The sequence below is a fragment of the Shewanella zhangzhouensis genome (assembly GCF_019457615.1).
GTDB lineage: Bacteria > Pseudomonadota > Gammaproteobacteria > Enterobacterales > Shewanellaceae > Shewanella > Shewanella zhangzhouensis.
On the sequence record NZ_CP080414.1, the window covers coordinates 3,603,765 to 3,628,284 of the forward strand.

18 protein-coding genes are annotated in these 24,520 nt (G+C 53.8%); 9 read left to right on the top strand and 9 right to left on the bottom strand.

Translation table 11 applies throughout. The features are described 5' to 3' along the window. Positions 1-106: 106 nt before the first annotated feature. The 3 genes from K0H63_RS15870 to K0H63_RS15880 all read left to right on the top strand — a co-directional run bounded on the left by K0H63_RS15870 (position 107) and on the right by K0H63_RS15880 (position 2,172). Positions 107-964, top strand: a complete 858-nt coding sequence (locus K0H63_RS15870; RefSeq protein ID WP_258405597.1) for a TIGR03899 family protein — start codon at positions 107-109, stop codon at positions 962-964. A gap of 188 nt (positions 965-1,152) precedes the next feature. Then, positions 1,153-1,362, top strand: a complete 210-nt coding sequence (locus K0H63_RS15875; protein WP_220065513.1) for a DUF2986 domain-containing protein — start codon at positions 1,153-1,155, stop codon at positions 1,360-1,362. Between the two features lie 288 nt (positions 1,363-1,650). Then, on the top strand, positions 1,651-2,172 hold the full coding sequence (locus K0H63_RS15880) for a DUF4124 domain-containing protein (protein ID WP_220065514.1): 522 nt from the start codon (positions 1,651-1,653) through the stop codon (positions 2,170-2,172). 1,459 nt (positions 2,173-3,631) lie between these two features. Here K0H63_RS15880 and cysC read toward each other — a convergent pair. The 5 genes from cysC to cobA all read right to left on the bottom strand — a co-directional run bounded on the left by cysC (position 3,632) and on the right by cobA (position 9,272). Continuing rightward, on the bottom strand, positions 3,632-4,228 hold the full coding sequence (gene cysC, locus K0H63_RS15885) for an adenylyl-sulfate kinase (protein WP_220065515.1): 597 nt from the start codon (positions 4,226-4,228) through the stop codon (positions 3,632-3,634). A gap of 22 nt (positions 4,229-4,250) precedes the next feature. Next, positions 4,251-6,002 (bottom strand): SLC13 family permease, encoded by a 1,752-nt coding sequence (locus tag K0H63_RS15890; protein WP_220065516.1) that lies wholly within the window; start codon positions 6,000-6,002, stop codon positions 4,251-4,253. 97 nt (positions 6,003-6,099) lie between these two features. Continuing rightward, positions 6,100-7,509: a sulfate adenylyltransferase subunit CysN gene (gene cysN, locus K0H63_RS15895; RefSeq protein ID WP_220065517.1), complete on the bottom strand. Its 1,410-nt coding sequence runs from the start codon at positions 7,507-7,509 to the stop codon at positions 6,100-6,102. After that, entirely contained in the window at positions 7,509-8,417 is a 909-nt protein-coding gene (cysD, locus tag K0H63_RS15900) for a sulfate adenylyltransferase subunit CysD (protein ID WP_220065518.1), read from the bottom strand. The genes cysN and cysD overlap by 1 nt, the downstream gene beginning before the upstream one ends. A gap of 45 nt (positions 8,418-8,462) precedes the next feature. Further along, complete coding sequence (cobA, locus tag K0H63_RS15905; RefSeq protein WP_220065519.1) at positions 8,463-9,272, bottom strand: uroporphyrinogen-III C-methyltransferase; 810 nt, start codon at positions 9,270-9,272, stop codon at positions 8,463-8,465. A 360-nt stretch (positions 9,273-9,632) separates the two neighbouring features. Here cobA and K0H63_RS15910 point away from each other — a divergent pair, with 360 nt between their 5' ends. Beyond that, complete coding sequence (locus K0H63_RS15910; RefSeq protein ID WP_220065520.1) at positions 9,633-10,517, top strand: phospholipase A; 885 nt, start codon at positions 9,633-9,635, stop codon at positions 10,515-10,517. A gap of 14 nt (positions 10,518-10,531) precedes the next feature. Continuing rightward, on the top strand, positions 10,532-12,064 hold the full coding sequence (locus K0H63_RS15915; protein WP_220065521.1) for a S41 family peptidase: 1,533 nt from the start codon (positions 10,532-10,534) through the stop codon (positions 12,062-12,064). Between the two features lie 295 nt (positions 12,065-12,359). Here the strand turns inward: K0H63_RS15915 and K0H63_RS15920 are convergent, their stop codons facing one another. Continuing rightward, positions 12,360-14,069: a hypothetical protein gene (locus K0H63_RS15920; protein WP_220065522.1), complete on the bottom strand. Its 1,710-nt coding sequence runs from the start codon at positions 14,067-14,069 to the stop codon at positions 12,360-12,362. 614 nt (positions 14,070-14,683) lie between these two features. Continuing rightward, on the bottom strand, positions 14,684-17,227 hold the full coding sequence (locus K0H63_RS15925) for a TonB-dependent receptor plug domain-containing protein (RefSeq protein ID WP_220067933.1): 2,544 nt from the start codon (positions 17,225-17,227) through the stop codon (positions 14,684-14,686). 399 nt (positions 17,228-17,626) lie between these two features. On the opposite strand from K0H63_RS15925, the gene K0H63_RS15930 reads away from it, so the two are divergent. Continuing rightward, the gene (locus K0H63_RS15930; protein ID WP_220065523.1) at positions 17,627-19,222 is read left to right on the top strand and encodes an AMP-binding protein; all 1,596 of its coding nucleotides are present in this window, start codon (positions 17,627-17,629) and stop codon (positions 19,220-19,222) included. Positions 19,223-19,344: 122 nt separating this feature from the next. On the opposite strand, the gene K0H63_RS15935 is transcribed toward K0H63_RS15930, so the two are convergent. After that, a complete protein-coding gene (locus K0H63_RS15935) occupies positions 19,345-20,631 on the bottom strand; it encodes an acetyl-CoA hydrolase/transferase family protein (protein WP_220065524.1) in 1,287 nt (428 codons plus the stop codon). 387 nt (positions 20,632-21,018) lie between these two features. On the opposite strand from K0H63_RS15935, the gene K0H63_RS15940 reads away from it, so the two are divergent. Further along, entirely contained in the window at positions 21,019-22,002 is a 984-nt protein-coding gene (locus K0H63_RS15940; RefSeq protein WP_220065525.1) for a LysR family transcriptional regulator, read from the top strand. Positions 22,003-22,086: 84 nt separating this feature from the next. On the opposite strand, the gene K0H63_RS15945 is transcribed toward K0H63_RS15940, so the two are convergent. Beyond that, entirely contained in the window at positions 22,087-22,965 is an 879-nt protein-coding gene (locus tag K0H63_RS15945) for a LysR substrate-binding domain-containing protein (protein ID WP_258405599.1), read from the bottom strand. Positions 22,966-23,442: 477 nt separating this feature from the next. Here K0H63_RS15945 and K0H63_RS15950 point away from each other — a divergent pair, with 477 nt between their 5' ends. Continuing rightward, the gene (locus K0H63_RS15950; RefSeq protein WP_220065527.1) at positions 23,443-23,952 is read left to right on the top strand and encodes a DUF2726 domain-containing protein; all 510 of its coding nucleotides are present in this window, start codon (positions 23,443-23,445) and stop codon (positions 23,950-23,952) included. Positions 23,953-24,050: 98 nt separating this feature from the next. Next, on the top strand, positions 24,051-24,512 hold the full coding sequence (locus K0H63_RS15955) for a nitrite reductase (protein ID WP_220065528.1): 462 nt from the start codon (positions 24,051-24,053) through the stop codon (positions 24,510-24,512). Positions 24,513-24,520: the final 8 nt, after the last annotated feature.

Below are 24,520 nucleotides of genomic sequence, written 5' to 3' on the forward strand. Positions count from 1 at the left end.
AGTGCGCAATCGAACCCGGCCCATGACAATCAAGCGCAGCCCACTACAATAAAGAGCAACCTATAACAATAAAGAGCAGCCAAGCTCAGAATGCAGAGACGAGCCCATGAGTAACACCGACAACGAGCCAGAATTCAGCCTGACCGCAACCAGCAACCCGAGCAGCAGCCAGAGCGATAACTCCGCCAGGCGCAAGGCGTTGCTGCTGGGTCGCATACTGGGGCTTGCCAGTGAAGAGGGCTATCGCCCCTCCAATGCGTCGGTGGCAGAGCGCGCAGCGCACCGGGCGCGCAAGATGGCGGCACAGCATCAGGCCAACGTGGAGTCTATCTATACCCTGGCGCTCAAGTATACGCCATCGGACATGGTGGGCGCCGATCCCGACCCTGACTGGCTGTATCAGTTTTTTCAGATGGCGGAGCAAATCCATAACCGCCGCATGCAGGAGCTGTGGGCCCGCATATTGGCCAAAGAGCTGACCGAACCCGGCAACTTCAGCTTGAGAACCCTGGAAACCTTAAGGCGCCTCACCTGGCGCGAGGCCCAAACTCTGGAGAAAGCGCTCACCGTTGCGGTGCGCGTTGGCAGCGACGACAGGCTGAAAATCCTCTCCGGCTACCGGGTCACCGGCGGTATCGGCCAGCTGTTTCGAAAATCCTCCTCTGTTACCCTGCCCCTGTCCCAATTCGGCCTGCCCTACTCGGCGCTGGTCAGCCTGATGGACCTTGGCATACTCCACAGTACCGAATTTGAGACCGGCGAGCTGGACCCCAAACGCACCTTCTCACTGATGCTGCCCAAGACCGAGCTTAAGCTCACCCCACGCCACGGCCATCTGCTGCTGTCTTACTACCGTTTTTCCACCGTAGGAGATGAACTGGCCCATCTGGTACGCCCCCACACTGAGTCCAACTTCGGCCCCGCCCTCAGAGGCATGCTCGCCAAGGACTTTGACGTAAGCTGACTTGCAAGCTTAATCACCCTTCCCCCTGCTGCGGCTGTCCCATCCCAAGCGCCGCGGGTAGCCGTCTGCCGACATGCCAAGACATTTAACCCGCCTGCAATTGCTGCTATAGTGCGCCGTCTTTTTACACAGCCCAGCTTAAGCCGCCTTAGAGTCGTCACCCATTTGCCGTCACACACTAGCCGCCCATGAACAGAAAGAAGAAAATCAATCAAACCCTGATTGCCAAAGACAAAAAGAAGAAAGCCAAGCTCCACGGCAGCAATAAACCCAAGTACGTTTCCAAAGCAGAACGGGAGCGATTGGAGCTGCTGGCAGCAGAGGGAGCTGAAGTGGCTATCGATGAGGCTTCATCTGAAGCAAATGCTTTTTCGGCAGACGTTCAGCCTGCAAACTGAGCACATGAGTACCACCTTCATCCGGTGGTGATAAATGTTACTCGCCAAGCTGCGCTTGGCCCAATCCTGCGGGTTTGTCGCTTTGCAACATTCGCGATGTCTGAGCCACGACCTCCTATGCCCCGCAGCCTCTTCGAGCGGGATTCATTTCAAGCTACGTGTTATGCCTGTCCGATCTTTATAAAGAGCTGTCAGTGCACGCGCTCATTTAATCTGGCTGATTGAAATGCATCATTTAATTGCTTAGTCTGTTACAAGGAATTTGTGACTAAATGGACTTGGATCTCAGTGAAATTCTTACCTGATTTGTTTGTGCACTTCAGCACAAAAGCCCTCTACTTGACTCCAGCAATCTATGCGCTGCTCGTTTCAGATGCCCAAGCCTCAGACATTTATCGGTGTGAGATTGATGGCAAGACTGTGTTTTCCCAAGAACCCTGCGCTGCTGATGCCAAGCCAATCAACGTTGACCATGTGGGCAGTGTAGTGGGCAAACAAACCACCGCTGACACCGTGGATTTAGGCGAAAGGGAAGGCCTGAAGGATTACGTTAAACGGCGTAAGATAGAGCGTGAAATACGAGAGCTCGAGTTAAAACGTGAACATGTAGGCCGGGAGCGTGATAAGAGGATTAAACTTTTGCAAAACGATAGGCATTATGCTCGAAATAATCTCGCAGGTGCGACTTGGCAACAAAGTTTGGCTGAAGAAATGTCGGCTGTCAGTATTGCTGCGGATACCAAGATCAAATCGATTGACGGGCAGATATTATTTCTAAAAGGTGAATTAGATAAATTAGGCAATGATTGACTACACCCACATTAGTGTAATGTTTAGCCAAAGCGCTTCGAGTGGCCTACTACAACCTTCTAATAAAAGAGCATAAATCATAATAATACGCACTACACAAAATTAACCAACAAGATAAAAAGGCCACTAGCAGTTAATTCACTCCGACCCCTTTATCTCCACTCCGACCCCTTTATCTCGAGCGCTGAGCAAAGTACAAGAGCGAGGGCTATAATAGCCCTTCTCAGACAAAGTGTTTTGGGTGTCCTGACACTTTTTTTAGGGTATGCAAAACATCAAAAAGGTTTGGCTGTCCTGTATCTTTATATATGGTGAATACCTTTAAGGAATATAACAATTCCCCCTGTGGTCATCACCCCCATAAACGCCAGAAAACTTACAAACCAGTAAACATCAAATCCATTTTCAGTACTATAGAGATCAATGTCTTTATAAATCTGCCACTTAAGAGATAAGAAAAACTCAGCCCCCCCCCCCCGAAAAATGGAGCCGTAAAAACTAACCACCACAAGTCCCCTAATATATACACAGCCATTATCAAAGCCAGTGGTGAAAATATTTGCGTGAGAGTAAGAGCAAAATCAAATTTCACAAAAAACATTGCATACTTTTTGTTCCAGCCCTTAGTCTTTCGATTATAGCTACTAGACAAGTAGCGTTTAATAAAACCTACTAAACTCACACTGTTAACCTTAGCTCCGAGGGAACAAATTCCATGGGTTCACATTATAGGGGAATTGTTGCATATTCAGCCTTTCATAAAATGTGTCGTATCGGTGGTTAAAGTAATACACTACATCCCGCTTTAACTGAGTTATGCCTGGGGCGTTCTGAAAATTAACATTATTAGACTTATACATTAAGTCTTTCGCTCCGTATGCAACAGTAACTGCCAAAGTGTAGATATTCTTATAAAAGATAGGACAGGCACAACACTTTACTCGCAGTGAGTACCGGTTTTATCTCCGCGTGGCGGCCAGAGGCCTGATGCCTTGCTTCCTGCAAGGCACCCTTTGGGCCAGCTATCGCTGTTAATAACTGTTCCTGACAGTTATTTGCGGGAAACGCTAGTGAGATGAAATTGTTCATCTCACTGTCGGACGACACGCTTATTCCCCATCGAAGCCGCTTTGGCTGTTGGGCTGAAGAAAACGAGTAAGACGAGATAGGGATATCGAGGCAGTGACCGTCGAGCTTGGAGCGAGTCGGTCACGGTGCTCGTTTTCAGCCCATAAAGCCAAAGTGCTCGGCTTCGTCTGGGGTGGCAGGGGAGATCCAAGAGGGGATTGCTGTAGATCCCCTCTTGGTCGGGTGTGGGGTGAAGCCCCACGACTTTGGTTGCTTGAAAAGCAACAGAGATTAAGACTTTGCGGCGCTAGCCATCAATCAGACTTTAGCCGCCGAAACTGGCATTCAGCACCAGAGCACTCGGCTAACGAGAAAGCCCCCTGATGCCCAATCAGGCAGGAATATATCCACCACTAATCAAATAATCCACCAACTGCGCCACCTGAGAATCCAGGTCCCCCTCACTGGTATCAATCACCAACTCCGCACTCACAGGTGCCTCATAGGGCGAAGAAATACCGGTAAAATCTTTAATCTCACCAGCCCGGGCCTTCTGGTAAAGGCCCTTGGGGTCGCGGGATTCACACACATCGAGCGGCGTAGCCACGTGCACCTCGATAAACTCCCCCTCGCCCACCAGGGCGCGCACCAGATCCCGCTCCGCCCGCTGGGGTGAGACAAAGGCCGAGAGTACCAATAGCCCTGCGTCCAGCATCAGCTTGGCGACTTCGCCCACACGGCGGATGTTCTCCCGTCTGTCTTCCAGGCTGAAGCCCAAATCTTTACACAGACCATGGCGCACATTGTCGCCATCCAGGAGATACGAGTGCAGGCCGCGGCGAAAGAGTTCGGCTTCCAAAGCACCGGCAAGGGTGCTCTTGCCGGCACCGGAGAGGCCGGTAAACCAGAGAATGGCGCCGCGATGACCCTTTTGCCGGGCGCGTTCGCTGTGGGTAATGGCGTGTTGGTGCCACACAATATGATTCATTTTCTCTCCTTGCCTCTGCCCGTTACAGGCTGTGGAACGGGAACATCAGGGGGATCAGCGCCAGTACCGCAAAGGTGTAGGCAATGGCCATGGGGATGCCGACGCCGACATATTGTTTTAACCGATAATTGCCCACGGTAAATACCAAGAGGTTGGTCTGGTATCCCCAGGGGCTGATAAAACTGGCACTGGCGCCAAAGAGCACCGCCATGATAAAGGGCATGGGGTCTATGCCAAGGCCCTGGGCCAGGCTGATGGAAATGGGGCACACCAGCGCGGCGGCGGCATTGTTGGACATCAGTTCGGTTAAAAAGAGTGTCAGCAGGTAAATGCCCGCCATCACAAAGAAATAGTGTACACCGCTGAAACCGGCGGTCAGTTCGTCGGCCAGCAATTTGGATATGCCACTGTTGCCCATGGCCTGTGACAGCGCCAGCGCACCGCCCACAATCAGCACTATGTCGATGGGGAAGCGGCGCTTAAGCTCAGACAGGCTCACTACCTGCGTCAGCAGCAAACCCGCCACAAACAGGGTCAGGCCCTTCATCAGTGGCAGCACATTGAACATGGCCAGGCCAATCACGGCGGCAAAGCTTGCCAGCACCCAGGCACTGCGACCGGGGGACAATCGGGTGGCGGAGTCTACGCCATTCACCAGCAGGAACTCTTTATCCAGGCGCAGGGAGGCATCGCCAAAACCTTTGCCCGGTACCAGCAGCAGGGCATCACCGGCCTGGAGTTCGATAGTACCCAAACCACCCCGCAGGCGCTCGTGGCCACGGCGCACCGCCACCACCACAGCATCGAAACGCTCACGGAACTGGGCATCTTTGAGGCTCACGCCATTGAGGCTGGAGGAGTGGCTGATGATGGCCTCGGCCAGGCTCTGGCCATTCATGGTGTGGTGGCCATAGAGGGTCAGCCCGGCGATTTCCTGCAATACCGCCACCGACTCCATATCACCGGCAAACAGCAGCACGTCCCCTTGCTGGAGCACTTCTTCCGGGGTGACCGGAATGATGGTGGTCTTTTCACCATCGATAAGGCGCTGAATTTCGGCAAGATACAGCTTACGCAAATGACGCAGGCCCGCGTCACTCACGGTTTTGCCAATCAGAATCGACCCCGGGGCAATACGGGCCTCGAGAAAGTACGGCAGGTTCTGCTCGTCTTCGGCTTTTTCGGTAATGGGCAGGCGGTCGGCAATCAGCCACAGCACCAGCATGCCCGCCAGCACCACACCGATTGCCACCCCTGTAGTGGTGAAAAACTGCAGCAGCGGCAGTCCGGCGCGGTCGAGGAAGCTGTTGATCACCAGGTTGGTGGAGGTGCCAATCAGGGTCAGGGTGCCGCCAAAGGTGGCCGCAAAGGCCATGGGCAGCATCAGCTTTGACGGCGCATAGCGCTGGTTGCGCTTGATGGCACCAATAAGACTCGCCACCACCGCCGTGTTGGCGGTGAAAGATGACAGCACCGAGGTGGAAAACCACAGCTTGGTAAGCACGGTTCTCAGGCCGCCGCGGCTCAGCTGCACCCCGACCCAGCTGATAAGACGGGTCTTTTCCAGCGCCACCGAGGCCAGCAGCAAGAGCACCAGCGTCAGCAGGGAGGAGTCGGTAAAGGAAGCCGACAACTCATTCAAACTCAGGGAGTTGGATACATAGGATAAGAGCGCTACCGCCGCAAACACCCAGGACGCCGGCAAACGGGTGCAGACAAGGGTACCGACCAGTGTCAGTACCATGCCTATTACCCAATATTGCTCCAGCGTCATAGCCTTATCCTTGTATCCGGGGAAAAACGGGCCCGAAGGCCCGCTGTGTGTCTGCTTGCTTCAGCACTGTTCAACGCAGTACCGCGATGTGCAGCAATTACTGTTTGCTGATATCCAGCGCCTGCCAGTGGGGGAAGTGCTTGCGAATGAGGGCATTCAGCTCAAGCTCAAACTCACTGAAATCCGTGGTCTTGTGCTCGGCTTCCAGCGCGCTTTCCACCAGGCCCGCGCCCACCGTGATGTTGCTGATGCGGTCGATAAAGATAAAACCACCTGTGTCGCGATTATCCTGGTAAGGGTCGAACACCACGGCTTCATCCAGCTCCAGCTCCACCAGTGCAATGCCGTTCAGCGGCAGCTCATTGGCCTTGTCTTCGGCCAGGGTGTTCACATCTATGCTGTGGATGATGTGGCGCACCGTGCCCGGCACCTTGCGGGTACCCAGCTTGATGTTGTATTGCTTGCCCAGGGTCAGTGGCTGCTCGTGCATCCACACCACCTTGGCGAGCAGTCGGTTGGACACTGTCACATCGCTGCTGGCAGGCACTATCACATCGCCGCGGCTGATATCGATTTCATCGTTCAAGGTGAGGGTGATGGCCTGACCGGCAAAGGCTTCGTCAAGCTCGCCATCGAAGGTGACAATGCTTTTTACGGTAGAGGCTTTACCGGAAGGCAGGGCCTTGACCGCATCGCCCACCTTAAATCTGCCACTGGCGATGGTGCCGGCAAACCCGCGGAAATCCAGGTTCGGGCGGCTCACATACTGCACTGGCAAGCGGGCTTCGAATTCACGATTGGCACCGGTAACCGGGGCATTTTCAAGAATCGACAGCAGGGTCTCGCCGCTGTACCAGGGGCTTTGCTCAGAGCGGCTCACCACGTTGTCGCCCTTGAGGGCCGACAGGGGCACAAACTTGATATCCGGTACCTTGAGCTGCTCGGCAAAGGCCAGGTACTCGCGCTTGATTTCGTCAAAGCGCGCTTCATCGAAGCCCAGCAAATCCATCTTGTTCACGGCCACCACGAACTGCTTGATGCCGAGCAGCGAGCAGATAAAGCTGTGGCGGCGGGTCTGGGTTTGCACGCCGTAGCGGGCATCCACCAGGATGATGGCAAGGTCACAGTTGGACGCGCCCGTGGCCATGTTGCGGGTGTACTGCTCGTGGCCGGGGGTGTCGGCGATGATGAACTTGCGCTTCTCGGTGGAGAAATAACGGTAAGCCACATCGATGGTGATGCCCTGCTCACGCTCGGCCTGCAGGCCGTCTACCAAGAGAGCCAAATCGATGGCTTCGCCGGTGGTGCCGTGCACCTTGGAGTCTTTCGACAGGGCAGCGAGCTGATCTTCATAAATCTGGGCACTGTCGTGCAGCAGACGACCAATCAGGGTCGACTTGCCATCATCCACAGAGCCACAGGTGAGAAACTTGAGCAGCGACTTGTGCTGTTGTCTTTCCAGGTACTCTTCGATACCCAGATCTTTTACCTGCTGTGCAATAGACATCAGAAATACCCCTCGCGCTTTTTCTTTTCCATGGAACCCGATGAATCGTGGTCAATCACCCTACCCTGGCGCTCGCTGGAGCGGGACAGCAGCATCTCTTCGATGATGCCGGTGAGGGTGGTGGCGCTGGACTCAATCGCGCCGGTGAGCGGATAACAACCCAGGGTGCGGAAACGCACCAGTTTTTGCTCGGGCACTTCGCCTTCGTTCAGTGGCATACGATCGTCATCCACCATGATGAGGGTGCCATTACGCTCTACCACGGGGCGGTACCCGGCAAAGTACAGCGGCACTATGTCGATGTTTTCCTGATAGATGTATTGCCAGATATCCAGTTCGGTCCAGTTGGACAGCGGGAACACCCGGATGCTTTCGCCCTTGTTCACCTGGCCGTTGTAGGTGTGCCACAGCTCGGGGCGCTGGTTTTTCGGGTCCCAGCGGTGTTTGCTGTCGCGAAAAGAGTACACACGCTCCTTGGCGCGGGACTTCTCTTCGTCACGGCGGGCACCACCGAAGGCGGCATCGAAACCGTATTTGTTGAGCGCTTGCTTTAAGCCCTCGGTCTTCATCACGTCGGTATGCTTGGATGAACCAAAGGTGAAGGGGTTCATACCCATGGCAATGCCTTCGGGGTTTTTGTGCACCAGCAAGTCGAAGCCGTATTTTTTCGCCGCTTCATCACGGAAAGTGATCATGTCGCGGAATTTCCAGTCGGTGTCCACGTGCAGCAAGGGGAACGGAATTTTGCCCGGATAGAAGGCCTTGCGCGCCAAATGCAGCAGCACAGAGGAATCCTTACCGATGGAATACAGCATCACAGGGTTATCAAACTCCGCTGCGACTTCACGGAAGATCTGGATGCTTTCCGCTTCCAGTTGCTCAAGGTGGCTTAACACAGGCCCTGACATCTTGTTTCTCCGAGTCTTATTTGTGAGAAGGCTGCCGCGGCAGCATCAATTCGTATTCTGTTTGGGCAGAACCTCTGCCACTTGGGCGGGTTCAAACCAGTTGAGGGTGTCGGCGAGACCCACCACTTCCCCCACTATCATCAGTGCAGGCATCACCACCCGCTCATCTTTGGCGAGGGTTTCAAGGTCGCCCAGGGTGCCAATCACCCTTTGCTGATGGGCGGTGGTGGCACGGGAAACTATGGCCACCGGGGTGGCTGGACTGCGGCCATGTTTGGTCAGCTCCCGCTGGATGAGTCCGGCGTTGAGAATGCCCATGTATACCACCAGGGTGTTGGCCGGATTGGCATAGCCCTGCCAGTCCATGGGGCGGCTCTCGAGCTGGCAATGACCGGTGATAAAGGTGACGCCCTGGGCAAAGTCTCTGTGGGTAAGCGGAATACCGGCATAGGCTGAGGTGCCGCTGGCGGCTGTAATGCCAGGTACCACCTCAAAGGCCACCCCGGCTTCAACCAGGGTTTGCAACTCTTCGCCGCCACGGCCGAAAATAAAGGGATCGCCACCTTTAAGGCGCACCACGTTTTTACGGGTAAAGGCCTTGGTCACCAGCAGTTGGTTGATTTCTTCCTGACGGGCACTGTGGGCACCGGCGCGCTTGCCAACGGCAATCTTTTCGGCGTGTTCTGGAATGAGGGCGAGAATGTCATCACTGACCAGTGCGTCATAGAGTACGGCATCGGCGCTGGCCAGGATACGGGCAGCCTTCAGGGTCAGGAGTTCCACATCTCCCGGACCGGCACCCACTAACCACACCTTGCCGTTGGGCCCTTGGCCCGGCAACGTCACAACGTCCATACACACCCCCACTTACCAGATTGGAAGCCAATATAACGGGCCTTATATTCCTTAAAAAATAGTAAATAGTTAGTTTTTATAACCAAAACGAATATACAGACTGGCGAGACACCACCCTGTTAACACTGAGCGCCCGGACAAACGCCCGAATCAAAAAATACCCAACAAAACAGAGTGCTAAAGAAACGACTGTGCAAATAACAGCCCATACAGGCAAACTAACTTATCGCGAAAAGTTCTATGCTGTGGCACAAAAGACCAGCGGCTTCACGTTGAGCCATGGGGAATTCTGGTAAATGCGCGGCGGGGGCGTTAATCTGCCCTACAACAAGATAGGCGCTATATGTTCATGGAAAGACAATGAAAAACTTAATGAGAAATTTATTACCTCTGTTGTTTATTTCCCATGCTGCCCTGGCAGAAGAACCCTCTCTGGTGGATGAACGGGTAAAGGATGAGCTCGCTACCTCAGAGCAACCCTTCGTGATCACCCCCCACAAGGTAAATTACATATTGCCGGTGACCTACAACAGTTCCCCCAATATGAAGCCCTTCGAAGAAGAAGCGGCGGAGCATCCGTTCACCCTGGATGAGATGGAAGCCAAGTTTCAGATAAGTTTTAAGTTTCCCCTCTGGTATAACGTCTTTGGTGATAACGGCCACCTGTTCTTTGCCTACACCAACCAGTCATACTGGCAGGTTTACAACAAGGACATCTCCTCACCGTTTCGTGAAACTAACCACGAACCAGAGCTCTTTATGTTGTTCAACAACGACTGGGAAGTGTTTGGCCTGACCAACTCCTTCTGGGGCTTTGGTGCCGTGCACCAGTCAAATGGCAAGGCGGGTGATTTCTCCCGCAGCTGGAACCGCCTCTATGGCACCATGGTGTTCGACCGGGGCCCACTGGCCATTGGCGCCAAGGTGTGGTGGCGACTTCCTGAAGATGAAAAAGAATACGAAGGCGATCCCCGTGGTGATGACAACCCGGACATCGAAGATTACATGGGCAATTTTGAACTCCAGGCAGTGTATGGTCTGGAAGAACATCGCTTCACCATGCTGCTGCGCAACAATCTCGACAGCCCCAACCGGGGCGCCGTTGAGTTCACCTGGAGCTATCCCATCATAGGCAATCTGCGATTCTATACCCAATACTTCAATGGTTATGGTGAGAGCCTGATAGACTATAACGCCCACACCCAAAGGATTGGTATCGGCATATCAATCAACGACTTACTTTAAGAGAACGAACCCCCATGAAGGCCACTTCGGCCGGACAGCCAGCCGCCGCGCTGCCAACCTTTGATGCGGTGTTGGCGGCGCTGGTTATTATCATCACCGTCAGCGCCATGCGTCTGAGCCTGTTTCTCTGGCCACAAGAGCCCAGGGCCGATACCCTCACGGCCCGGGAAATGCGCCAGGATCTCTATATTCTGCAACGGGAAATCGCCGCCCACTCGGCATTTTTAAGCCTGGAACCCGTCATTAAGCAGCAGCGGATAGACAGCTATATCCGCGCCATGAGTAACCGCTACCCGGATCAGATCCCATCGCCCCTGTTTGCCGCCGAAGTGCTGAAAATCCTCAACCTGCTGGATGACCCAGGGGTTGCCACCGAGGCCGATGCCGAGTTTGGCCAACTGTTGCCGGTGCAGCTCAGACCCATGGAAGACAGCTGGCTGGCCTTGAACGAAAGCCTAACGCCATTTGATGAAAACTATCCGTTTATCAGTCATCTGGATGATATCCCCATGGCGCGATGGCAGGAGGCCGTCCAGGCATTTTTACCCGCCAGCAGCAAGTACAGCCTCACAGAGCAGGCAACCTGGCTAACGCGCACCAGCCTGCTGCGAGGTGAACTGGGGTTGGTGCAAAAGCCTGAAGTTACCCTGACCCTCACCAACCCTGAGGGCCAGCAAAGGCGCACCCGTTTGCCACTGTTACCGCCCTCCCCCGATCCCTCGGTGATAGCCTTGCCTTTCAGCATCCAGCCCATTGGCGTCAGGGGATTTTGGGTGACCATTGGCGATTTGAACGAACTCGAGCAAAACCGTGCCCAGATGCAGGAACTAAAACGGGCCATGGCGGCCGAACTTCTGGTATTGGATCTTCGCCGCACCCAGGGACAAAGCCCGGCGCTGCTGACCGTGTTGGCTGCCTATGCCGACGAAGACTCGACCATGCTTGGCTTTGCCCGTTACCGAACCTCGGTGGACAAGCGCAACGACTATCTTGGCAACCGCGCATATCAGGCCGTCAGCGAAGGCCCGCAATTGGTGGAGGACGACGCCCACAGCCGCTTTGGTCAGTGGTACGCAAGAAGCCAGCCAAAGGCCGACAAAGTGAGTGGCCGCCTGGCACTCATAGCCGGGCCGGGTTGTCGTCAGGAGTGTGAATGGATAGTGCACAGCGCCAAGGGCTGGCAGCGGGCCATTATCATAGGTGAAGACACCATGGGAGACCTGGGCAAGCTGCACGCATTTCAGCTACCCAATCTCAAGCAGCGGTTTTATTTTTCCAGCTCACTGGCCTACGCCCTCGATGGCAGCCTGATTTCCGGTGCCGGCACCAGCCCGGATATCTGGGTGCCCGGGCAGGAGTCGTTCGATGCCGAAGGGATACTGGCACTGATTGGTGAGCTTGCCCCTGTCGAGACCCAAACGCCTACAGAGGTCAAAGTGGCTGAGCAGTCTGAGGAAGCAACAGCAAACGAGCCGCCTGAAGAAACCCCTGAAAAAACCCCTGAAAAGACCAGTGCGCCGCCGCCCGAAAACACTAAAGCGCGGTAGCCTCACAACGCTCAGGTGCAGGTGACAAATACCCCCGCAAGCCAGGAAGAGTCTATGCCTGCCAAGACACCAACAGCCGACTCTCAGGCCGCGGATTCCCCAAGGCCCCAAGCGCCGGTCATGGACACACCAGTTACTGCGCTGCCAGCACACATTCCGAGCACCGACGTAATGACACGGGGATTAGGGGATTAGGGGATTAAGGGACTAGGGGAATGTATCGACCATAAAAAAACGCCGCTTTCGCGGCGTTTTTTTATTAGGGTCTGGCTGACATCCGTCGGCCTAACTCACATCAGGGCTTGGTTACAAAGCCGGTGTTGAATACCGGGCCCTGCTCGTTGATGTCCATCCCCATTTGTACCTGCATCTTGTAGTCCTTGAGGGCTTCAAGCTCTTCCGGGATTTCTTCACCCGAGGCTTCCATCAGGGTCATCAAAGGTGCCAGCAAACGACCATAATCGGCAGACATACCAAAGAGGCCATTGGCGACCAGGGTCTCACCCTTGAGGCTGTCCGCCATACGTTTTCCGCCCTCACCGCTGTAAACCACCAGATGCTGACCGCGCAGCCCCAGCTTGGCCGTCACGCCAAACTCAGCAGGGATAAAGTCAGACAGGTCGACATCATCACCCGACTTGAGATCGATTTGCCCCAGCATAGGTGCAAAGGGTTTTACCATGTCGAACAGGAAGGCAGGGTCTTCGGCAGAGAGACTCACCAAGGCATCCAGCTTCTTCACGCTGGGTGCGTCATCCGTTATCTGCAAATCGTAGTCCAGCACGGCTGCGCCTATGCCCTTCACACCATCGGCCATGGCGGTTGCCATGCCCAGCATGGCCGGGTTGGCGGCTTCCATTTCGGTTTGCAACTCTGCCAGTGGCTGGCACTGCAAACGGGGTGACATAAAGTCACTCCACACCTTGTTCAGAGAAGGTGCCAGCTGGCCCACGTCCAGACCCAGCCCCATTGCCATCACACTGTCACCGGGCTTTTGCACATATCCGGCTATATAGCCGCGCATCTTGTCCAGCGCCTTGATAACCACTTCGTTGCGGGTTTCCAGCACCATCTTCATGTCCATGCTGGCTTGTTTGCTGTCCACCTTCATGGAGGTCATACCGGCAACAGTCCGTGGCCAGTTGGCCGCGATGGCATTGAGTTCGGTCTGACACTCTGGCGTGCGCAGTTCCAGGAAGGGATCTTCACCAGTCTTGGCAAAAAGGTTCATCAGCTGTTTGCCCAGCTGGTTGTCACCGGATACGACTGCTCTGACCAACTCCTGATGATTGATATAGCTGACACTGTCATCCATAAACCCGTGGGTTTTGATGATATCGGCCAGCAGTGTGGTGCCCGATAAAGGGTTGGTAACCTTGGTGACGCCCAGCGCATGCTCCAGCAGCGTGGGGTCCTGGAAACTGGTATTGAGAGTGACACTCACCATGCCCTCGCGATCGGCAATAACCAGTTCCACTTTTTCTTCGTCATTGGCATCGGACAGCAAATAGCTGCGGTAGCTTTGCCCGGCAACTGTGCCCTGGGTGTGCTGCCAACCGCTGGCCTGCTCGGCCTCGTCCATTAACTTCCAGAAGGCGGCGGTATCGGCCACTTCCATACGGGCAACAGGCAGGGCGCCCAGGGTATAGAAGAAGCCACGGCTTTGTTCGCCAAGGCCGAAGCGCTTGAGCATGGCGGCGGGATCCTTCAGTCCTTCCACATAGGCCTTATACAGGTACATGCCGAAGTGGACGCTGGGCTCGGTAATTTCATCCATCTCTTCCTGCAACAGTGGACTTTGCGCCAGATGGGCCGAGTTGCCTGCGGTGGCAATCAGGTAGTCCTTGATGGGAAATGGCTTCAGCTGGCCCGAAAAAATGGGGGTGTCAGCGGGGATGTAATCGAGGGCTGGATTGGTCAAGGCGCCCTGGCCTTGCTGCTGGCTGTACCAATAGGCTCCCGCTCCGGCGGCGATAATGGCCACGGCTAGCGCAAGTTTTTTCATGGAAGACTCCGTTCTGTGTCGAAAGTAAAATGCAGGCAAACCCGGACTCAATTCCTCAAGCCCGACATCCCTTAGCCAGATAAAGGTTTAATGAATAAGGGAATAACCGGACAAAAGTAACACAGTAAGGAGAGAAAGTGGTAATGCCCCGGATAGCCCAGGAGGAGAGAGGGGGCTATCCGGGGAAAGGGAATGATTGCCAAGCGCCAGCAAGTCAATCAACGAGCATCGGCCACAGAGGCCAGGTTTTCGAGCTTCAACACCCCTTACAGAGGGCCATCAAGAGGGATGACCAAGGCTCCGTGGGACTGACCCAAGGGTGACTACTCAAAACCATCTACGGGAACTTACAACTATAGCCCAAGTCTTAAAATTGTGAACAAGCTTGTGGAAAAAAATGTACAAAAGTTTTATGAAACGCTTAATAAAGGCGCTTTAATCAATTTATATCAATTGATTATAAAAAATAACCCTGTTGAAAACCTTATCCACACCCATCAGAATGGCACAGCATTTTCAGGGTATGTATGTCGGGACAGTTAACCCAATATCAGCCCTTTTCCAATAAAAAAGGCTGCAGATGCAGCCTTTTCGCGTCACAGAGCTTCTGATTATCAGAAGTTGTAATTCAGACGGGCGTAGTAGTAACCGCCGTTGAATCCATAGGGTGAAGTCACAGGATACGCCGCACCCGCAATACCGGCCCATGGGTTTTCGTCTGGGTAGGTATCAAACAGGTTTTGTGCACCCACTGCCAGGCTCCAGTTGTCGTTGAAGTCATAACCGACTTCAGCGTCAAAGGTCACGGTAGAGCCGTTGTGGATAGGCAGATCACCTTCTGAATCCAGGTGGTCTTCATAGAACTCACCGTAGTAGTTCATGCGAACCATGGAGCGCAGATTGGCACCCAGCTCCTGGGTCCAGGTCAGGGTGCCCTTGTGATGTGGCAGCGCTTCTTCAAGCACTTTCACACGGGCTTCGCTGATGTTGTCCGGATTGAATCTGTCGACTGTGGTTTCAGTCCAGTTATAGGCCAGCGCAAAGTTGGCACCATCCAGCCAGTCAGGTGCGTAACTGGCAACCAAATCGACACCCTGGGTAGTGGTATCGAAGTCATTGGTGAAATAGAGCACTGAACTGTAGCTGTTGGCATCCAGCACGCCCTGGGCAATCAGCGCATCCTTATCCGCCTGGGTCAGCTCCTGGTTGGAACTCTGGGTGATGCGGTCTTCCAGGGTAATGTGGAAGTAATCCGCAGTCAGGAAGAATTCCCCCACAGTGAGCACCGCACCGAATGACAGGTTAACCGAGGTTTCCGGCTCCAGCGGTGTCGCGCCTTTCTGGATGGAGATAGGGTTGGTAGGAGGCAGGGTTGCCTGATCTTCCAACTGACCACCGGAGAACGCCGTTGTTACGTTACGCACGTTGCTCTGACCCACGGTAGGTGCACGGAAGCCAGTACTGGCCGCGGCACGCAGCGAGAAGTCGTCGGTCACATTGTAGATGGAGCTCAGCTTCCAGTTGGTAGTAGAGCCGAAATCATCATAGTACTCGTAACGCAGGGCTCCGGTTACCAGCCAGTTGTCAGTCAGGTCATGCTCAGCATCGAAGTAAGCGGCGTAGTTGTTGCGGCTCCATGAACCTGAGTCCTGGGGTTTAAAGCCGGGGAAACCGTTGGAACCGATACCAAAGCCCTGGGTGTACAGTGGGCCAAGCTCAAAGGAGGCTGGGTCGCCATTGTAAATTTCAAAAGTTTCGCGGCGGTATTCCAAACCGGCGGCGAAGCTCCACTCATCCACTTCAAAGTAGCTGAAATCCAGCGATGCACCGCGCTCCATCTGCACGTAACGACCGGGATTGAAGTTGGTGGGCGAATCCGGGCCCAGTGAGGCGTTGACTGTGTTCTTGATGTAGAAATCGGCGTCACTCTTACCGTAGCTGACACCAAAATCATAGTTCAGGTTGCTCGCGGTGGTGCCCTTCACACCGGCGCTCAGGGAGGTGTCTTCAATCACACCACCAAAACGTGGCGTAAAGCCACCGGGGAACATTTCATTGAACACAAAGCAGTTAGGGTCGTTCTTCACCTGCGCCAGCGCCACAGGATCAGGCACGTTGTTGGTAATGGTGATAACGGGGCAGTTACCGGACATATCACCGGTCAAATCACCCACCAGCAGAGTTTCACCATCATCACCGCTGTAAACGCCACCGCGGTTGTTGGGGTTACGGAAGTAGAAGCCACCTTCTACGTCACGGCGGGCCCAGTTACCAAACATGTATGCTGTTTGATTGGCATTGAGATCCAGACCGGCGTTGAAGAAAAACTTAAAGTCTTCTTTGGTTTCCGGGGCACCCCAAATCTGGGCGGGATTAGCCACGGCCGTGTTACCTGCGGCAATCAAGTCGGCAGCATCATCACGCTGCACACTGCGACTGGTGGCATCGGCGGTTTTGTGCTCGGCACTGACGTTGAAGAATCCGTTATCAGTCAGCGGCATACCCACGTTAGCCGCAATCATGGGACTGCCACCGTCACCTTCATAGAATTCGCCATAACGGGCTTCGATGGTGCCACCTTCGGCATTGTCTTTGAGCTGGAAGTTAATCACGCCGGCAATGGCATCCGAGCCGTACTGGGCCGCCGCACCATCACGCAGTACTTCAACCTGCTTGAGAGCAACGGCGGGGATCACCGAAATGTCCGGGCCCTGGGCACCGTTTGACACGCCGCCGCCCAGGAAAGAAATGACTGCCGCACGATGACGACGCTTACCGTTTAACAAAATCAATGTATGGTCAGGCGCCAGACCACGCATGTTGGCAGGGCGCACCAGGGTTGCGGCATCGGAAATAGGTTGGGCGTTAACGTTATAAGAAGGAACGACCTTGCCGAGCAGGTCGTTCATGTCGGTAGTTCCGTTCTTGGTGAATTCTTCATTTCCTATGATGTCTACCGGCACTGGGGATTCACCCACTGAGCGAGGTGCAGCGCGAGAACCCACAACGGCGATCTTTTCAATATTATCGCTCGCCTGAGCTTCTTCCTGCGCCTCTTCAGCCCAGGCTGCGCTTGCCCCCATAACCCCAGTCAAAGCCAGCGAGACTGCCAAGCTCAACGAGCTCAAGCCAAACTTTTTAGTGTCTTGTATGGTCATCATCTTTGCTCTCAATTGTTTATTATGTTTTTTATCTCTTCGGGCGCTGTCGACAAACATCCCGAAGGCACTTCCCAAGGGCAGCAAAATTGTCCCCCAGACATTTCTATAACACTTTAGAATTGCATTCCATTACATTTTCTAACAATTAATTTAACATTTTGATAACGCAATTCAAATCAATTGTTTACGTGTGGAATATTTTTACTGAACAGAGTACTGGTTAAAAATCAACCGCAGCGGCTAAAACCATCCTTTGAATGTGGAGTAACCGCGGTGCAAACGGCGATGACAAAAGGACTTTCTGGTGGTTATGGGGATTGACCGAGGCGGCGTTGGCCGCCTAAGCTGGATGTTTATCCTTGAAGCTGCACTGCCTTCATCAGCGGGAATACTGGCATGTTAAATAACGATAATAATCAGCTGGATTTAAACGAATACGCCTCATTGATTGATTTGTTCACCAAGGCCTGCAAGGGCTTTGGGGACAAACCAGCTTTTGCCTGTTTAGGCAAAAGCCATAGCTTCAACGAGATAGATAAACTGTCGACCGATTTTGCCGCCTTTTTGCAACATCATACCCAGTTGCAACCCGGGGATAAGGTCGCCATTCAGCTCCCCAACCTCACTCAGTTTGTGATTGCCGCCTATGGTGTGCTCAAGGCCGGCATGGTGCTGGTTAACACCAATCCGCTTTACACAGAGCGTGAGCTTATTCATCAGTTTAAAGACTCAGGGGCGAGGGTGTTGGTGGTGCTTTCCGATCTGCTGCCGACCTTGGCCAAGGTCGTGGCAGAAACCCCGATAGAGCTGGTGATATCCACCCACGCGCTGGATTTGGTCAGCCCGCAGATACAGCCCAAAACCGGACTGAAGAACATCGAGTTTCTCAAAGCCCTAGATCTTGGCAGTAAGGAAACTTGCCAACCGATTGCCGCCAATCACAGTACACTGGCAGCATTGCAGTACACAGGCGGCACCACAGGGCTCTCCAAGGGCGCCATGCTGAGCCACGGCAACCTGATAGCCAACGCCCTCCAATGCCGCGGGCGCCTGGCCAATGTTATTACCCCGGGGGAGGACATCTTTGTTGCCCCCCTGCCCATCTACCATATCTATGCGTTTCTGGTGAATCTGGTGCTCTTTGTCGAACAGGGCGCCTGCTCTGTGCTTATCCCTAACCCCAGAGATATTCCGTCGCTTATCAAGACCCTGGCGAAATACCCCTTCACCGGATTTGCCGGGCTCAACACCCTGTTTGTTGCCCTGTGTCATCAGGAAGAGTTCCGTGCACTCGATTTCAGTCATCTGAAACTCACTATTTCTGGCGGTACAGCCCTGACCGAGGCGGCAGCCAGCCTGTGGCAGCAAACCACCGGTTGCACCATCAGCGAAGGCTATGGGTTGTCGGAAACCTCTCCTGTGATCACCTTAAACCAGCCTGGTGCCGAACGACTGGGCACCATAGGTCGGCCGGTGCTGGCCACCGAAGTGCTGATTCTGGATGAAGATGAAGCCCCCGTGCCCATGGGGCAAGCGGGTGAGCTGGCGGTGCGCGGGCCCCAGGTGATGTCCGGCTACTGGCAGCAAGCGGGAGAAACTGCGCGGGTGTTCAGCAAAGATGGTTTCTTCAAGACCGGCGACATTGCCATTGCCGAGCCCGATGGCTGTTATCGCATCGTGGATCGCAAAAAAGACATGATTATTGTCTCGGGCTTTAATGTGTACCCCAATGAGGTGGAGAACGTGCTGGCGAGTCACCCCGCTGTGCTGGAATGCGCTGTGATTGGCGTTGCCGATGAGCGTAGCGGCGAGGCAGTAAAAGCTGTTATCGTGCTTAAGCCATCGGTAGACGCGGATGATGCCAGAGCGGCCATTACAGCTCACTGCCAGGCGAATCTTGCCGGTTACAAACAGCCGAAACACCTTGAGTTTGTGGCATCGCTGCCCAAAAGCACGGTCGGCAAGATATTGCGCCGTGCACTGAGAAGCTGAGCGCCATTACAAACACAAGCCATGCCAACAAAAACACCTCGTCATAAGCGAGGTGTTTTTAAATTAATCTATGAGGGGTTTGCCCCATCAATTCACGCCTTAAATGGATTTCCGGCGCTTTCTCAAAGCAACAGCCCCCACATTTCGTGGGTTTCACGGGCCAGGGCTTCACGAAAATCCGGGTGGGCAATATCAATTAAGGAACGGGCCCGCTCACGAATGGATTTACCGCGCATATAGGCCACACCGAATTCAGTCACTATATAGTGCACATGGGCGCGGGTGGTCACCACCCCTGCCCCCGGCGACAGCACGGTGCTGATGCGGGACACCTTGCCTGCGGATGCCGTGCTCGGCATGGCAATCACAGAGCGGCCACCTTCCGAGAGTCCGGCGCCGCGGATAAAGTCCATTTGGCCACCCACGCCGGAATAAATGCGGGTACCTATGGAGTCGGCGCACACCTGACCGGTCACATCCACCTGCAGTGCCGAGTTAATGGCCATCACCTGCGGATTGCGGCGGATGATGGACGTATCGTTGACCTGCTCTATGTCCAAAAAGGCCACCTGGGGATTGTCATCCACAAAGTCGTAAAGCCTGCGGCTACCCAGGGCAAACCCTGTTACCAGTTTGCCGGTGGCGAAACGTTTACGGCTGTTATCCACCACGCCGCGCTCCACCAGACTTAAGATGCCGTCGGAAAACAGCTCCGTATGTACACCCAGGTGCTGGTGATTGCCAAGGCAACCCAGCACGGCATCGGGAATGCCACCAATCCCCATCTGCAAACAGTCACCGTCCCGCACCAGCGCCGCCACATTGCGGCCTATGGCCTGGCTCACCGCATCTGTCGTCGCCAACGCATGTTCCGGCAGCTCCATAGGCGCTTCAAACACGGCATCAAAACGGGTCAGCGGAAGAAAACTGTCGCCATGAGTACGGGGCATGCGGGGATTGATATGGGCGATAATCTTGCCAGCCACCTCACAGGCGGCGCGGGTCGCCTCCACTGAAATACCCAGAGAGCACATGCCATGCTTATCCGGCGGTGACACCTGCACTATGGCAGTGTCGATACGCTGCTCCCGGCGGCGAAAAAGCTTAGGCACCTCAGATAAAAACACCGGCACGTAGTCGGCACGGGCACTGGCGAGCAATTCCCGGGTCGGCTTGCCACCAAAATAGCAGCGATGGCGCAAATGCCCCTCAAGCTCGGGGCCACTCAGGCACTCTGCATGCTCGGTATGTAGTTGTAATAGGGTGAGATTAGTGCAGCTTAGCGCATGTTCGGCCAGGGCCTCCAGCAAGAGTCTTGGCGTTGCCCCCATGGAGTGGGTCCAGATGAATTCGTCATTATCGATTAACGACACCGCCTCCAGAGCGGTGGCACAGTACTTGGGTACCATCGGGCTTCCTTGATGAATCAGACATTGCTGTTATAGCAGCAAATTTCAACGCTCATCCCGACACAGATCATGTTTTGGCCGGCTAACAGGCCGAAATCCAGAGTACAGGTATTGGGCAACTGATTGACTGAAATGCGTGGCTGATGGTTCAGCCACACTCTCCCAAGTATATATTTTTATGGAATTAACTTAGCCAGTCTCCCTGAGGCCCTAGCACCCTCGAGCATCAACTTAAATTTAACCAAAAATAAACACTGAATTAACTGTGATCTGAGCCGCAGAATTTTTGACCAAGCTGTGCCAAAAAAACCTCTGGCAATTGATTAATTATTAAACAAAAGATCCATTACCTTTGCCTGTTAATGCTGCCGTTAGAGGGAGATCGTCATGCTGAAGAAAGTGAGCCGACTCGATTACTTTACCCTGCAGGTATTTATCGGACTGGTTGAGCTTAAAAGCGGCAGTGCGGTGGCCGAGCGATTACGCACCACTCAGTCCAAGGTAAGCCGCAGCCTGACCTGCCTGCGGGAGGTGCTGGAAGATGAACTCTTTATTCGTCAGCAGTATGGCTTCGAACCCAATCAGGTAGCCGTCACCATCTATCCCATGGTCAAAACCATATTGGAGCAGTACGACAAGATAGTAGCAGCCACCATAGACAAGGGGGCCGAGCCCTATCAGCTCAGTGTCGCCACCTATGAACAGTGGTCGCTGATGGCAATGAACTGTGTGCATAACACCTGTCACTGTATTGAGGGTGGGGTCAGCATTAATATTCAACCCTGGACCGACAAAATCCACCAGCGCCTGTGTCAGGGCAAGGTCGACTGCAGTATCTCCACCGAACCCATTAATCACCCCATGGTGAACAACTTTAAACTGGGGGATATCACCCACTTTTTCATCGTCGCCCGTCGTGGCCATCCTATTTTAACCAGCGACGATCCCTTAACGCAGATGTTTAACTACCATATCGCCCTGGTGAACACCCACTTGCAGGAGCAGGAGCCTCACCCCATAGAAATTTACGCCAGAGCCAGGCATATGGAGATCCGCGTGGCCCTCAAGAGCCCGAGCCTGAGGATGGTGGTGGATCATGTCAGTCACAGCGAAGATATAGCCCTGCTCTCCTCGGCAATGTCGATGACGTATTTCGAAAATCGCGACGATGTGGGCTATCTGGATATCTCGAAAGTCTGGCTGCAAACCACAGAACTCGAGACACAAAGCTATTATCTGCATTGCCACAAGGGGATAAAGCCGGAGCTGACCCATTGCCTGCGCAGAGTGCTGACGGAAAAATTACACGAGATGCAGGCCCACTGCGACCAGGTGGCCCAGGAAAACACCCAGGACTTGCCGACCCTTTAGCCAGCGCCCTTAGCCAACGGCCAAAGCACAAGCCAGGCGCAAAACCGACAAGCCACTGAACCCGCTGGCGAATGGATGCCTGTGCTAATGCACGTTCTGCTTGATAAGCTGGCCTATCTCCTGCTTCATCCAATCGAGATGCACACCACCACGACCACTGCGGCTCAGCATATAGAGCCTCGGGTAGGGCTGATCCCGATAGAGACGTGCGGTATCCATGCCCGACAGGCAGCACACGTGCAAACCGGGAAGCTGCTCACTGTGCTCATACACCCTGCTGTAAGGCAGCAGACTCACCGTCTTATCGTCAGCCAGATAACGATACAACTGATGAAACGCCAGCCCCTCACGGCCCAATTCCACCGGTGCCAGATGGCAGCTGAGCCGCTGCTGGGCACAGTAGCGCTGGAAAGGATCCGGCGCCTGTTTGTCCAACTGACCGAAAGCGCTCAGGTAGGGATAGTTGGCGATGTTGGCGAGGCTGATCTCCTGCTGCAGCAACGGATGCTTGTGTGAGCAAAGCAGATACAAATGGGTTAACTCTGTCAGCGGAGAAACAATGAGTCTGTCGTCTTGCAGTGCCTTGTCCGAAGATTCGCTGACAATGGCCAGGTCAACCAGCCCCTGAGCCAGATCTTCCACCAGATCCACAGAGCCGGTGCGCAGCTCATAGCTAATGGGCAGCTGCGCCTCACTGATGGCGCTGCTCAGGCGCTGGGGCAGCTCGGCTATCAGGAGGTCACTCACATAAAGCACCATCACCTGGCTTGTGGCCAGTTCGTGGCAGCTCTCCAGCTGATGCAGCTGCTCACCGCACTGCACCAGAGCTTTGACCAGGGGGTAGAGTTGGCGGGTAAATTCATTGGGTTCGAGGCCATGCTTCTTACGGATAAACAGGGGATCGTTAAAGATCATCCGCGCATGTTGTAAGCAGCGGCTCACTTTGGGGGCGGGTATATTCATCTCCATCGCCACTGACGAAGCCGAATGCTTTTCATACAAATTAACTAATATATTGGCACTCAGCATATCTAAACTATCCAGAGTCATATTTTTCATTTCAAAATACCTCTCCCGACAATGAATATACCCATTGGGAGTATAGTAAATATATTTATGCTGACAATAGATTTATTCTAATTTAATAAAACAAACAAAAGAGACTTAGATCATATTTCTAAATTTCAATCATTTACAAAAATACTGCAAGAGCTTATTTTTAATGCGAAATATCTTATAAACCCTACCAAAATCCAGATATTCAGCAATTAAAAATCACATATCTAATTATTGATTATCTACAAAATGAAATAGCTAAATACCGGTATCTGACCTAAGCCTAATTTTTAATAGTCCGATTTCAATATTTATTGTAAATAGAGTTCATAGGGTAATAATTAATTCGAGAGTTAAAAAGGAAAATAACCTTGGAGGTTTACCATGAACACCACCACTATCGTTATTTTAAGCTATGCGTTTATATGGTTTGTCTTTTTCGTCATGTGTCCTCTGGTCATCGTGACCTTCGTCATGACGTGCATCAAATTCTTTAGATCAAGTGAGAATCAGTTGGTGGAAGCTGCCGTCAGCATCAAGCCTCACTTGCTCGACAAAGATTCAATGCACTTTCTGAAAAGCTTAAAGGCCATCGCCGCCAATCGCTACGATATCCTTTACGGAGCGTCACTGGTGAATGTCGTCGACCTGGATGAGTCCGTCAGGAACCACGAAGAGGTGCAGGACTTTATGGAACACTGTCACCTGGATTACGTGGTCGTCGACAACGAATCTTCTGCGGTCAAACTCGTGGTGAGCGACCCTGCGGCCAGCTCTCCTGAGCAGATGAAGTTTGTCGAAAAATGTCTGGATTACATTGGCGTACAGCTGATTAAGCTGGATAAAGACAAGCATTGCGACGAAGCCTTGCTGCGCACCGCACTCGCCGCCTGAAGGGTATCTCTCATCGCAACGCCCAATGAGCGTCAAACTGACCACTTGGCGCTCCTCATTCCCACAACGTCATGCTCACTGAGGTGTAAGGATGCATTATGTGTCAAATTACCCCTTGTACTGCGCTGCTGGCCAGCGTCCTGACTCTGGGCTTGGTGGGCCTGGCGCCCAGTGCCTTAGCCGCCGACGAGCAGGACAGCCGCAGCTGTATCAAATGCCATAAACGCAATGGCCAACTCGAAGGCATACATGCCAGCCCCGGCCTGGCCATTCTCTGTCAGGACTGTCACGGCCCCCAGGAGAGCCATCCCAGGAAGGGCTCGAACATCATGGCTTTTGGGCCCGATAGCCCCTTCCCGGCCCAGGAACGCAGCGCCGTCTGCCTGACCTGTCACGACCATCAGGCCCTGGGTGAGGTCGAATGGACCCACAATGTGCACGCCAACCGCCTTGGCTGCGACCAGTGCCACCGACTCCATCCCGAAGCTGACCCCATGTTGTCGCTCGATACGCAACAACATAGCCAGTTGTGCGTCAGCTGCCACAAAGTCAAACAATAGGAGGCCTG